Genomic DNA, 13,569 nt, shown 5'->3' on the forward strand with positions numbered 1-13,569 from the left:
ATCCTACCATTCAAATATTTTTATAGATTTTATATAAGGAGTGTTCTCAAGAATTTCTCCTCTTACTCATATAGAAGGAAATTTTCATGTGATAAAACTTTATTCTATAAATCCCCGTTTTTCTGTCGTTATCTTTCTCTGCTTTCTTTTAATTGAGATCGCTGGTTTTATCTTTGTCGGTCAAGAAATTGGCATTTTGGCAACTTTGAGTTTGGTTATTCTCACCACCATAGTTGGGGTTGTTTTATTGCGAATTCAAGGGGTTAGCATTTTAAAAAATATACAAAGTGAACTTATCCAAGGACGCATATTAGAAAAAAATATTATTAACGATACTTGCATCATGTTGAGTGCAATTTTGCTTATTCTTCCTGGTTTTGTAAGTGATCTCTTAGGAATATTACTGCTTATTAAACCAATTCGCTCTGTCGCTTGGCATTTCTTTTCATCATTAAAAAACAAAATGAATCCCAATACTAAAAGAAAAAATGACTCTGAAAAAATAATTGATCTTAACACTGAAGATTACAAAATTCATGACACGACAGAATCTCCGTGGCGCAAAAATGATGATAACCATTGAAATACCTAAAAAATTGTACCAAATGAAAAAAATAATTAAGATAAAGAGTGCATTCCTTGCAACCTTTTGCAAGGCATGATAACCAGTTTGATTTTTAGATCTTAAAATTAAGTATACATATTATTATAATAAGAGAGGTTCGTCTTATGGCCGAAGGTGAAATGAACAACAGTGGTGGAGAGCCCGTTTTTGCTGTATTAACGCAATATTTAAAAGATTTATCATTCGAAAATCCAAGTGCTCCTCATTCGTTGCGTGCACGTGAAAAATCACCACAAATTGATATCAATATTCATGTCAATGCTAACCCAATTGGTGATGACAATTATGATGTTGTTTTGTCTCTCTCCGTTAAAGCCAATGATGACGCTGAAACCTTATTTCATGTAGAACTAATTTACGGTGGTGTTTTCCACCTTGAAAACATTCCACAAGAACATGTTATGCCACTGGTCTTTATTGAATGTCCCCGCCTTTTATTTCCATTTGCTCGCCAAATTATATCTGATGCTACTCAAAATGGTGGTTTTCCGCCTTTGTGGATTGATCCTATTGATTTTGCAGCCCTCTTCCAAAAGCGTCTTGCTGAAGAACAAAAAGACAATCAAATACGACCTTCTTAAAAAAATTATTCCTTTGCTATCATAAAGCCCCTTTATATATTATTAGTATATGGGGCTTTTTTCTTTTAGACAACTTTTGCCGCATGATAAGCTGCAAGCATTGCAATATTGACAACATCTGTATCGTTTCCACTAAATGGTACAATTTGAACAGATTTTTCCAATCCAATTAAAATAGGACCAATGATAGTTGCTTCACCAAGTTCTTGTAACATTTTGCTTGCAATGGAAGACGCGTGATATCCAGGCATAACCAAAATGTTAGCGGGCTCTGTTAATCCCATAAATGGATATTGCTGCATCAATTTGGAATTAAGCGCTACATCAGCACTCATTTCTCCATCAAACTCAAAATCAACTTTGCGTTCATGCAAAATATTAATCGCATCCTGAATTTGCTGTGTCGTCTGACCTTTCATATAACCAAACGTAGAAAATGCCAAAAATGCAACTCTTGGTTGATGCCCAAATCCACGCACAAACAAAGCGGTTTGTTCTGCTATATCCGCAAGCTCTTTGGCATTAGGATTTTCATAAACAGCAGTATCCGCAATAAATACAGTTCGACCGCGACAAATCGCCATTGAAATACCAATCAATCGTTCTTTTGGTTTTTCATCAATTGCACGACGTATATCAACCAACGCTGTTTCATAATTGCGTGTCACTCCTGTAACCATTGCATCCGCATCTCCTAGTGCCACCATACACGCAGCAAAATAATTTCGATCATTATTGATACGACGATGACAATCGCGCAACAGCCAACCTTGACGCTGCATCTTTTTATAAAGATAATTTGCATAAGCATCTGTACGACAGGAAAGCTTAGCATTCATAATTGATATACCTTCACGATCCAGATCAATTCCAGCGATAACAGCCGTTTCTCTGACTTGCTCTTCACGACCAACCAAAATCGCTTGTCCTAATTTTTGATGAACATAGGAAACAGCAGCCCGCATGACTTGCTCTTCTTCACCTTCTGCAAAGACAATTTGTTTTGGTGCTTGACGAACATGGTTATAAACTCCACGCATCACCGAAGAAGTAGGATTACGTCTCGCATTCAAATCGCGCTCATAGGCCTCTAAATCATCTATGTTCTTTTGTGCAACACCGCTTTCCATTGCTGCTTTTGCTACCGCACTTGAAACAACCGTGAACAAACGCGGATCAAAAGGAACAGGGATGATATAATTAGGACCAAATTTTAATCGCTTTCCACGATAGGCTTCTGCAACGCTGTCAGGAACTTCCTCATGCGCTAAATCGGCAAGAGCCCTTGCTGCAGCAATTTTCATCTCTTCATTAATAACCGTTGCACGCACATCAAGCGCACCACGAAATATATAAGGAAAACAGAGAACATTATTAATCTGATTTGGATAATCGGAACGCCCTGTTGCGACAATGGCATCCTGACGCACTTGCAAAACCTCTTCCGGCGTAATTTCTGGGTCTGGATTGGCCATAGCAAAAATGATTGGCTGTGGCGCCATGGATTTTACCATTTCAGCAGTCAATGCACCTTTCGCAGAAACTCCAAAAAATATATCTGCACCTTCCATTGCTTCCATAAGCGTACGTTTATCCGTTCGAATAGCATGTGCAGATTTCCACTGATTCATTCCCTCTTGACGACCTTCATAGACCACACCCTTTGTATCACATAATATGATATTTTCAGAAGGAAAGCCCATTGCTTTAATCAGTTCGATACAAGCAATCCCAGCGGAACCAGCACCATTACAGACTAACCGCGTATTTTTCATATCGCGCCCTGTTAAAGTCAAAGCATTGAGAACACCAGCAGCCGCAATAATTGCTGTACCATGTTGATCATCGTGAAAAACAGGAATGTTCATCACTTCACGTAGACGACTTTCAATCATAAAGCACTCAGGTGCCTTAATATCTTCAAGATTGATTCCACCAAAAGAAGGCTCTAAATGACGTACCAAATTGATAAAACTTTCCGTATCATTTATATCGATTTCTAAATCAATGGAATCAATATCCGCAAAACGCTTAAACAGCACTGCTTTGCCTTCCATAACCGGCTTAGAAGCAAGGGCACCTAAATTGCCTAGCCCTAAAATAGCTGTACCATTTGAAATAACAGCAACAAGATTGCCTTTTGCTGTATAATCGTAAGCGAGTGCTGGATTTTGAGCAATTGCCTTAACTGGAACCGCAACACCTGGTGAATAAGCAAGTGCTAAATCATGTTGTGTTGCCATAGACTTTGTTGCAACAATCTCAAGCTTTCCTGGTCGACCACGACTATGAAAATCAAGAGCTTCTCGCTCACTAGCACTATAAATCACTTGAAATGTTTTTTGATCCTGCTCTCTCTTTTTCATCTCACTTCATTTTCTCCAAAAACAGTGTAAATTTTGCTTGATGATGCGTATAATCCTAAATTTGATTCATATGTTAGAAATCGCTATTCTTGCCTTAGCAAATCTGATAACGCGTTTCAATTTAGAGATAAATAAATATTGAAGTAAACAAAAAAAGACTAAAAGCTTCACTGAAAGGGAACAGGCCACGTAAAAATGGATAAAAAAAACGACCATAAAAATAATTTAATTCCACAGCCTGCCTCCTCATCTGCTTCCTCTCAAGAACGTCTTACACCTATGATGGAGCAATACATAGAAATCAAAGCCGTCCATCATGATTCCCTTCTTTTTTACCGAATGGGGGATTTTTATGAATTATTTTTTAATGATGCCATTGAAGCTGCTCAGGCTTTAGGAATTACACTTACAGCACGCGGAAAACATTTAGGGCAAGATATTCCTATGTGCGGTGTTCCCGTTCATGCGGCAGATGATTATTTGCAAAAACTGATTGCTTGTGGTTATCGCGTTGCTGTTTGTGAACAAACAGAAGATCCTGCTGAGGCAAAAAAACGGGGCTCAAAATCTGTTGTTCGACGTGATGTTGTTCGCCTTGTAACACCTGGAACAATAACAGAAGAAAAACTCCTTGATCCAACACGTGCAAACTATTTGATGACACTCTCCCGTATAAAAACTAGCGATGGAGAAGAATTTGCTCTTTCTTGGATTGATATCTCAACAGGTATATTTCGTGTAACAGAAAGCCGCCAAGAAAAACTTTTAGCAGATATTATGCGTGTGGATCCGCAAGAAATCATTGTTGCTGATTCCTTTTTTCATGATAAATCGCACAAATCACTTTTTAATATTCTTGATCGTATTGTTTCACCTCAACCGTCTTGTCTCTTTGATACCCTCACCGCTGAACGCGATATTTGCACTTATTTTAAACTTTCAACTCTTGAAGGTGTTGCCGATTATTCACGCTGTGAACTCTCTGCCATTGTCGCTGCTATTCGTTATATCGAAAAAACACAAATCACGCATCGTCCTCCCCTCATGCAACCTGAGCGTCAAAATGAAAGTGCTACTCTTTTTATTGATGCTGCAACCAGACTAAGTCTTGAGCTTATTCGAACAACATCAGGTCAACGGGATGGAAGCTTATTGAAAGCGATTGACCGCACTGTAACAGGAGGAGGATCACGTCTTCTTATCGATCGTCTTATTGCTCCCCTCACCACCCCTTCAGCGATTGATACACGTTTGGATTCCATTGATTTTTTTCTCCGTAATCCTTCTCTTGCACAAGCGATAAAGCTCGTTTTAAAAGGGGGACCAGATATGCCCCGCGCCGTTTCACGTTTGGCTCTTGGACGAGGAGGTCCCCGTGATATGGCAACAATCCAGCGCGGCTTTGAAATCATTCGTGAACTGAATCAACTTCTTAATAATGAGCTTCTGCCTCAAGAAATAAGTGCTGTACAACAGGTATTCTCAAACTTACCCGTTTCTTTACATTGCCATTTAGAACAAGCATTAGCTGATAATCTCCCTCTGCTTAAACGTGATGGGGGGTTTATTCGTTCCAATTATCATCAAGAACTTGATGAAATGCGTGCTTTACGTGATGAATCTCGCCGTGTTATTGCTGAACTTCAAGCACAATATGCCCAAGAAACAGATATTAAGACTCTTAAAATCAAGCATAATAATATTCTAGGCTACTTCATTGAAATCACCAGTACACAAGCATCTAGCCTTACAAACAATCCACAAGCTAAAGCACGTTTTATTCATCGCCAAACAATGGCCAATGCTATGCGTTTTACAACAACAGAGCTTGCTGACCTTGAAAGCCGTATTGCCCATGCTGCCAACCATGCATTGACACTTGAACTAGAGATCTTTGATATTCTCGTTCAGGAAATTACTGAACAAGTTGATTTTATTCGTAAAGCCGCTGAAGCACTTGCCATTTTAGATGTCTCTGTTGCTTTAGCACATCTTGCTGAAGAACAAGGATATTGCCGCCCTAAAATTGATCATTCACTAACCTTTCATATTACAGCAGGGCGCCATCCTGTCGTTGAGCAAGCACTCCGCAAACAAGCAGCCGAACCCTTTGTTGCCAATGATTGTAATCTTTCCGTACAAAAAAATCAGCAATATGCAGCAATTTGGCTTTTGACTGGACCTAATATGGGAGGAAAATCAACTTTTTTGCGACAAAATGCGCTCATTGCTATTATGGCGCAAATGGGTTCTTTTGTTCCGGCAACCTCAGCGCATATTGGCGTCGTTGATCGCCTTTTTAGTCGTGTTGGTGCTTCCGATGATCTTGCACGGGGGCGCTCAACTTTTATGATGGAAATGGTTGAAACAGCAACGATTCTCAATCATGCAAGTCATCATTCTCTTGTTATTCTCGATGAAATAGGACGGGGAACATCAACCTTTGATGGACTTTCTATTGCTTGGGCTGCCGTTGAATATCTCCATGAAGTGAACCATTGTCGTGCTATTCTTGCTACCCATTTTCATGAAATGACAGCACTGACCGAAAAACTTGACAGACTGCATAATGTAACCATGAAAGTCAAAAATTGGGATGGTGATGTGGTTTTCCTTCATGAGGTCACACCAGGAGCTGCTGATCGTTCCTATGGTGTACAAGTTGCAAAGCTTGCCGGCCTTCCTCCAGCCGTTATTACACGAGCGACAGATGTGCTTCATCAATTAGAACAAGGTGAAATGGCTGGAAAAGGACATAAACTTATTGATGATTTACCGCTCTTTTCCCTTAAAGCAACCTCTCCCCTCAACGAAGAGAGAAACAAACATGATGTTCTTCACGAAGCTTTAAAAAATATTCACCCCGATGAGCTCTCCCCTAAGCAAGCTTTAGAAGCAATTTACCACCTCAAACAGCTTGAAAAGAATACCCTCCTATAAAAATAGATGTTCTTTTTTATTAAAAAGCTTTCTTAATAGGAAATTCAGTGCCCTTTTTGGGTATGTTTCAGTATAAAACTGTTATTTACTGTCTCCTTATCATTTTATTTGCACAACATATTCTAAGCATAGAGAAAAAAATTCTAAGCACTTTCATATTTCCTTAGAGCAAGGCTAACTCTTATATAAAAAAAGCTGGAGGCTATCTTATATCATACTCCTCAATGACAGTGTTTTAGAGCACAACAAGATAATATCACCAGTACAATAAATATCTTTCATAAGATAAGTCAGGAAATCGTCATCTTGTATAAAACTAGAATATGACGTGAAAAGCGAAATGCTATATCCAGCTTTATCGACCTTATATCATTGCTAAAAAAATCCTCGGCTGCTTTTTCTTGTCCTCACGATGACTCGAAATATTCTGATAAGCGCTAAATTCATAAAATAATTCGCTTAGAATATCGTGCAAAAGATGCCGCAAAATCTCTCAGAGTACTATCCTCTTTTACATCAGACTACTTCATCTCAACAATATCAACAAACATATAAATGCTGCGGTTTGGAATATTAATTTTTATGATATCGCCTCATCAAATATTGCGAACTGCACCCTTTGCAGCAGATGTGGTCATCGCAGCATAAGCTTTGAGAGCCTTTGAAACTTTACGCTGGCGCTTCTCAACCGGTTGCCAAGCGCCTTTTCCTTTTGCTTCCATCTTAGCACGACGCTGCTTCATCTCAACGTCATCAACCAACATATGAATGCTACGGTTTGGAATATCAATTTCTATGATATCTCCTTCTTCCACCAATGCAATTTCTCCTCCTTCCGCAGCTTCTGGTGAAATATGCCCTATTGAGAGCCCTGAGCTTCCCCCTGAAAAACGTCCATCCGTCACAAGTGCACAAACTTTGCCTAATCCTTTAGATTTGAGATAACTCGTTGGATAAAGCATTTCTTGCATCCCAGGTCCACCACGGGGACCTTCATAACGGATTAAAACAATTTCACCTATTTTAATCTGATCCTTTAATATAGCTGACACTGCTGAATCTTGGCTTTCAAAAATTCTTGCCGGACCTTTAAAGGTTAAAATTGATTGATCAACACCTGCTGTTTTTACAATACAGCCATCTTTTGCAAGATTTCCATAAAGAACTGCCAATCCTCCATCTTGTGAATAGGCATGTTCCTTATCGCGAATCACACCTTTTTCACGATCAAGATCAAGATTTTCATAGCGACAAGACTGGCTAAAAGCTATCTGTGTTGGAATACCCCCTGGAGCAGCACGATAAAATGTACAAACTGTTGGTTCATTGGTTTGTTTTATATCCCAATGATTAAGAGCTTCTTTCATCGTTTTTGCGTGAACCGTATAAGTTGAGGTATCAATAAGTCCCGCCGCATCTAATTCGCCTAAAAGCCCCATAATACCACCTGCGCGATGAACATCTTCCATATGGACATTCGCAACAGCAGGAGCAACCTTGCATAAAACTGGAACACGACGTGAAAGATGATCAATATCCGTCATGGTAAAATCCACCTCACCTTCCTGCGCCGCAGCTAAAAGATGCAGTACGGTATTGGTTGATCCCCCCATGGCTATATCAACGGTCATAGCATTTTCAAAAGCCTTGCGTGAGGCAATAGAGCGTGGCAAAACTGTTGCATCATCTTTTTCATAATAACGCTTGACCAATGCAACAATCTGCCTTCCAGCTTCTTCAAAAAGCATCCGTCGATCTGCATGTGTTGCGAGCACTGATCCATTTCCGGGAAGCGAAAGCCCCAAGGCTTCCGTTAAGCAATTCATGGAGTTTGCCGTAAACATTCCTGAACAAGAACCACATGTAGGGCAAGCGGCACGCTCCATTTCAGCAACTTCTTCTTCTGAATTCTGTTCTGAAGCGGCTGCGACCATAGCATCAACCAAATCAACCCTTAAATCTTGATCTTTCCATTTAATCTTACCCGCTTCCATAGGACCACCTGAAACAAAGATTGTTGGAATATTCAACCGTAAAGCAGCCATTAACATTCCAGGAGTAATTTTGTCACAATTAGAAATACAGACAAGAGCATCCGCACAATGGGCGTTGACCATATACTCTACAGAATCAGCAATAATTTCACGTGAGGGCAAAGAATAAAGCATTCCATCATGCCCCATCGCAATTCCATCATCGACAGCAATGGTGTTAAACTCTTTTGCAACACCACCGGCAATTTCTATCTGTTGTGCAACCAATTGCCCAAGATCTTTTAAATGAACATGCCCTGGTACAAATTGTGTAAAAGAATTCGCAATCGCAATAATGGGTTTACCAAAATCCGCATCTTTCATCCCTGTTGCACGCCAAAGACCGCGAGCTCCTGCCATATTACGCCCGTGAGTCGATATTCTTGAACGGTAAGAAGGCATTATTTTTTCCCCTCAAATAATTCCATTTCGCTTGTTGTGCTGTAACTTCACTATAAAAACAAGAGCTTTAATATTCAAAAGAGAAAAATACTTTGTACTGAGGCATTTGAAGCACAAAATTAAAAGCACTGTATAAACTTCTCCATAAAGTCATAAAACTTTATTTTTTTATTACATGTTAAGCAACATCTAATCCCAACACAACTTCATGTTTGAAACAAGTATCAAAATGGTTCAGTGCAACATGAAATGTTCCAGATTTTTGTATGTTAGATTGGGTGAATATATTCTGTATATATGTTTGCGTAATTTCTGGAACAAGAAGACAGCCTAATTGTAAAAAACTATCATCTTCTTACAGTTCAGATTTACACCTTTCAAAAACTGCCATAGCAATATCTTTTAAATAATGATGACGCATTGTCTCATGCTTTTGTTTTTAAAACTCTTCAATATGGAAATACTTGTATAGCCCATTCATGCATTCGTTTTTAAGAAATATTTCTCAATGCACTCTAGCCTATTTCATCACCAAGCCCGTTGCTAGTATAACAGCCTCATAAATAAAATTGATAAAGCATCCCCCCTTTACACTCATGTAAAGAAAAATTTAGTAAAATCATATATTTTACTCATTCCCAATGTTGCGAACATCTTTGGCAATTAAGACAATTCATAAGAGGAATTTTTATTTCTTTTTTCGAGTATTTTTTACCTACACGCCAACTCTACTTATGCTGGGCAAGCAAGTAATTCTAATTGATCAATATAAGAAAACCTTATGACTTTCAGAACGCTCGTTCCAATTGCAAAAAATAAGTATGAATACTTATCAATATGATAACGCATATCGCTGTAGATTGCTAATCCTTGTTTAAGCCCCCATACAATACCAAGATACTAAACGCACTCACCAACAAAAGAAAGCAAAAGCCCAACAATACTGCTAAACAGTCCAAGACCCTTTAGTTGAGAAAAAACAGATAGAATTTATTAAAGTAACCAGTTTTTTCTCGTAAAGCGCAATCTAGTGCAGAGTTACAATTTGTAGCTCATGCTCATTAGCTCCAGCAAGAGCGATAGAGCGCTCATCGGATAAAATGATAGGATAACCAGTTTCACCAAAGAGAGCCCATATGGTAATGCCTGGAGTCATGGGGGGAAGATCTGGAAAGTTTTTAGCCAGATCATCTGTACAAACTTTCTTTAAATAGGCAATCTGTCCCGCCTCAGAGTAGGATGTATTCTGAAACGACAAGTTTTGTTTATGTTCTCCCATTTCCTATTCCTTTACGCCTTAACTTTTATAACTCACCACTACTGACTTTAATTGGAATCTGCTTTATTTCTTTTTTTAATTTCGGTTGATACAGATTAATTGATAAAAGACCATTTTTCAACTCGGCATTTGTGACGTGCATTCCTTCCGCGAGAACAAAGGTCCGCTGGAATTGTCGTGCGGCTATACCACGATATAAATATTGATGATTTTGATTGTCGGTTTGTTTACCATGAATAACCAATTGATTATCATCGAGCAAAATATTAAGATGGTTAATCTTAAATCCAGCAACAGCCAAAGTTATCCGGATATGATTTGCATCATCGTTTTTATGTAAACGTTCAATATTATAGGCTGGGTAAGCCTCATCAGCTTTACCGATACGTTGTAATATTTTTTCTACGGTTTCAAATCCTAAAAGAAAAGGATTGGAGAAAGGTGTCACATGTGTCATTCATGAGTATCCTCTTTAAAGCGGCTTTACTTGACCAAACTCTATATTAAAGTGTTCGCTGCATTCTTCTCATATGGCGAGCGTAAATGATAACTTCAAGAGAGAAGATTAAGAGAGTTCAATGCCTCAAAGTAACATAAAAATACCTCGAAATACCATAAAATTATCAAAGGTGCGGAATTTATCTAGTATATTGTATAATAAAGATGAAATTGCGGAAATATTTCGCCGTTTTTCTGTGCAACGCCCAACACCTAAGAGTGATCTTAACTATATAAATACTTTTACGCTTTTAATTGCCGTTGTTCTTTCAGCTCAAGCAACAGATGTAAGCGTTAATAAAGCGACAAAAGAATTATTTTGCCTTGCTGATCAACCGGAAAAAATGGTTGCACTAGGGGAAGAAGAAATAGCAAATCATATCCGTTCAATTGGTCTTTGGCGTGCAAAAGCACGTAATGTTTATGCACTTTCTAACTGTTTAATTGATCAATATGGTGGTCAAGTCCCTGATACGCGTGAAGCACTTATGGCCCTTCCAGGCGTGGGGCGAAAAACAGCTAATGTCGTTTTAAATGTTGCTTTTGGTCAGCCTACATTGGCGGTAGATACACATATTTTTCGCTTAAGCAATCGTCTTGGTTTGGCGCCTGGAAAAACACCAGAGATTGTTGAGAAAAAATTATTAAAAATTATACCGGTTCATTATCTTCGTCACGCGCATCATTGGCTGATTTTACATGGTCGCTATATTTGTCAAGCCCGTAAACCACAATGTACGAAATGCATTATTGCCGATTTATGTAAAGCCGCAAGCAAAACAAATGCTATTCCGGCACCTTTGGTTGAGATTCAAGGCAATGGAGCACCGATTTTTTTGTAATACACTCTTGCTATTTTGTGTATACTAGCTTATGAAGGCCTCTTTAATTTTTAAAAAGCCGCCCGGCAGGGCATGCCGTGGCTGTTTTAATGCTTATTAAAGCGTTGGTCCGCTTGAATGAATGAGATGTTTGATTGAATCAATTACTGTTAATGGAGTAGCAAAATGCCCAAGATGAAGACCAAATCATCCGCTAAAAAGCGATTTAAAATCACTGCGTCAGGCAAAATTAAAGTAGCAGCTGCTGGTAAGCGCCACGGCATGATTAAGCGTTCGAATAAATTTATTCGCGACGCACGTGGAACAATGGTTTTGTGCGAACAAGATACTAAAAAAGTCATTCAGCATTATTTGCCGAATGGTATTTAAGCCTTACGCTTTTGATTTTTAGGAGATTATAACATGGCACGTGTGAAAAGAGGTGTGACGGCACACGCTAAGCACAAAAAAGTTCTTAAACAAGCTGAAGGCTTTTATGGTCGACGTAAAAATACCATTCGTGCTGCTAAAGCAGCAGTTGATCGTTCAAAGCAATATGCTTATCGTGACCGCAAAAATAGAAAGCGTACTTTCCGTGCTTTGTGGATTCAGAGAATTAATGCGGCTGTTCGTGCAGAAGGTTTAACTTATGGACGTTTTATTGATGGTTTATCGAAAGCCGGTATTGAAGTTGATCGTAAAGTTCTTTCAGATATAGCAATCTATGAGACGGAAGCATTTTCTGCTTTAGTCGCTTCGGCAAAAAAAGCTTTAGAATATTTAAAAGACACAACACCTAATGCTTTTGAAGGCGCTGTTAAGTAAGCCAGTCGTGTTCTCTTAAAGCATTTATTTATTCGAGGTCCCGTGCTGGCTGTGGCGAGTGCGGGTTTTTCTTATTAAAAAAATAGGCAAAAATATGAACGATATTGAGCGTCTGGAACAAGAAATTTGTTTAGCCTTAGAAGCTGCGGGTGATGAACAGGCACTTGAAGAAGTGCGTATTGCAGCATTGGGAAAAAAGGGAAGCATCTCTGAAAAATTAAAAGCATTAGGAAAGATGGAAGCTAGCGAGCGCCAAAAAGCTGGACCAGTTCTTAATGGATTAAAAAATCGTATTTTGGAATTATGGGCGAAAAAGCGTGATCTTCTAAAAAGGCAAGCAATGAATGCCCGTCTTTCTCGTGAAACGGTCGATGTTACCTTGCCTGTTCGTTCTTCACCTATAGAACGAGGGCGTATCCATCCTATTTCTCAGGTCATTGAGGAAATTATAGCTATTTATACAAAAATGGGTTTTTCTCTTGCAGAAGGTCCAGATATTGAAACAGACTATTATAATTTTACGGCATTGAATTTTCCTGAAGGGCATCCAGCGCGTGAAATGCACGATACCTTCTTTTTTGATGTTGATGATACAGGAAAGCGGAAATTATTGCGGACCCACACATCACCTGTACAAATTCGCACACTGGAAAAGCAAAAAGCACCGATACGGATCATTATTCCTGGAAAAACTTACCGCATGGATTCGGATGCAACGCATTCGCCCATGTTTCATCAGGTCGAGGGTCTTGTCATCGATAAAACCTCCACCATTGCCCATATGATGTGGCTACATGAAACCTTTTGTAAAGAATTTTTTGAAGTTCCTTCTGTAAAAATGCGTTTTCGTCCCTCTTTTTTCCCTTTTACTGAACCATCTATGGAAGTGGATATTCAATGTGATCGTTCTGGCTCAGAAGTAAAATTTGGTGAAGGACAGGATTGGTTGGAAATTTTAGGATGCGGAATGGTGCATCCTCATGTGTTGAAAAATGTTGGTTTAGATCCCGATGAATATCAAGGCTTTGCGTGGGGAATGGGTATTGATCGTATTGCTATGTTGAAATACGGCATGCCTGATTTACGAGCTTTTTTTGATGCTGACCTGCGTTGGTTAGACCATTATGGCTTTCGTTGCTTTGATATGCCTGCTTTTTTTCCTAATAGAAATGTCTGATCTTATCATCGCTTTCATGTGA

Annotated in this window: 11 protein-coding genes; 7 read left to right on the top strand and 4 right to left on the bottom strand. The window is 39.0% G+C overall.

Going from position 1 to position 13,569, the window contains the following annotated elements; translation table 11 throughout:
- Positions 1 to 88: 88 nt before the first annotated feature.
- Both B5V81_RS01645 and secB read left to right on the top strand, forming a co-directional pair.
- Positions 89 to 583 carry an FxsA family protein gene (locus B5V81_RS01645; protein WP_212111568.1) on the top strand — a complete coding sequence of 165 codons (495 nt, stop codon included), beginning with the start codon at positions 89 to 91 and terminating at the stop codon, positions 581 to 583.
- A gap of 146 nt (positions 584 to 729) precedes the next feature.
- Complete coding sequence (secB, locus tag B5V81_RS01650) at positions 730 to 1,206, top strand: protein-export chaperone SecB (RefSeq protein ID WP_212111570.1); 477 nt, start codon at positions 730 to 732, stop codon at positions 1,204 to 1,206.
- A 65-nt stretch (positions 1,207 to 1,271) separates the two neighbouring features.
- Here secB and B5V81_RS01655 read toward each other — a convergent pair whose 3' ends face one another.
- Positions 1,272 to 3,572 carry an NADP-dependent malic enzyme gene (locus tag B5V81_RS01655; RefSeq protein WP_212111572.1) on the bottom strand — a complete coding sequence of 767 codons (2,301 nt, stop codon included), beginning with the start codon at positions 3,570 to 3,572 and terminating at the stop codon, positions 1,272 to 1,274.
- A 195-nt stretch (positions 3,573 to 3,767) separates the two neighbouring features.
- Between B5V81_RS01655 and mutS the strand changes: the two genes are divergently transcribed.
- The gene (mutS, locus tag B5V81_RS01660; protein ID WP_212111574.1) at positions 3,768 to 6,512 is read left to right on the top strand and encodes a DNA mismatch repair protein MutS; all 2,745 of its coding nucleotides are present in this window, start codon (positions 3,768 to 3,770) and stop codon (positions 6,510 to 6,512) included.
- A gap of 596 nt (positions 6,513 to 7,108) precedes the next feature.
- Here the strand turns inward: mutS and ilvD are convergent.
- The 3 genes from ilvD to B5V81_RS01675 all read right to left on the bottom strand — a co-directional run bounded on the left by ilvD (position 7,109) and on the right by B5V81_RS01675 (position 10,683).
- The gene (gene ilvD, locus B5V81_RS01665; protein WP_212111576.1) at positions 7,109 to 8,947 is read right to left on the bottom strand and encodes a dihydroxy-acid dehydratase; all 1,839 of its coding nucleotides are present in this window, start codon (positions 8,945 to 8,947) and stop codon (positions 7,109 to 7,111) included.
- A gap of 1,027 nt (positions 8,948 to 9,974) precedes the next feature.
- Positions 9,975 to 10,226: a BQ00720 family protein gene (locus B5V81_RS01670; RefSeq protein WP_100129773.1), complete on the bottom strand. Its 252-nt coding sequence runs from the start codon at positions 10,224 to 10,226 to the stop codon at positions 9,975 to 9,977.
- A gap of 25 nt (positions 10,227 to 10,251) precedes the next feature.
- Entirely contained in the window at positions 10,252 to 10,683 is a 432-nt protein-coding gene (locus B5V81_RS01675; protein ID WP_212111578.1) for an Hsp20 family protein, read from the bottom strand.
- 121 nt (positions 10,684 to 10,804) lie between these two features.
- Here B5V81_RS01675 and nth point away from each other — a divergent pair, with 121 nt between their 5' ends.
- The 4 genes from nth (at position 10,805) to pheS (ending at position 13,547) form a co-directional block, all read left to right on the top strand.
- The gene (gene nth / locus B5V81_RS01680; RefSeq protein WP_244979337.1) at positions 10,805 to 11,566 is read left to right on the top strand and encodes an endonuclease III; all 762 of its coding nucleotides are present in this window, start codon (positions 10,805 to 10,807) and stop codon (positions 11,564 to 11,566) included.
- Positions 11,567 to 11,731: 165 nt separating this feature from the next.
- Positions 11,732 to 11,935, top strand: coding sequence for a 50S ribosomal protein L35 (rpmI, locus tag B5V81_RS01685; protein WP_212111580.1), 204 nt, complete (start codon positions 11,732 to 11,734; stop codon positions 11,933 to 11,935).
- A 33-nt stretch (positions 11,936 to 11,968) separates the two neighbouring features.
- Complete coding sequence (gene rplT / locus B5V81_RS01690; RefSeq protein WP_212111582.1) at positions 11,969 to 12,370, top strand: 50S ribosomal protein L20; 402 nt, start codon at positions 11,969 to 11,971, stop codon at positions 12,368 to 12,370.
- Positions 12,371 to 12,464: 94 nt separating this feature from the next.
- Positions 12,465 to 13,547, top strand: coding sequence for a phenylalanine--tRNA ligase subunit alpha (pheS, locus tag B5V81_RS01695; protein WP_212111589.1), 1,083 nt, complete (start codon positions 12,465 to 12,467; stop codon positions 13,545 to 13,547).
- The last annotated feature ends 22 nt before the right edge of the window (positions 13,548 to 13,569 follow it).

The sequence above is a fragment of the Bartonella queenslandensis genome (genome assembly GCF_018155095.1).
Lineage (GTDB): Bacteria > Pseudomonadota > Alphaproteobacteria > Rhizobiales > Rhizobiaceae > Bartonella > Bartonella queenslandensis_B.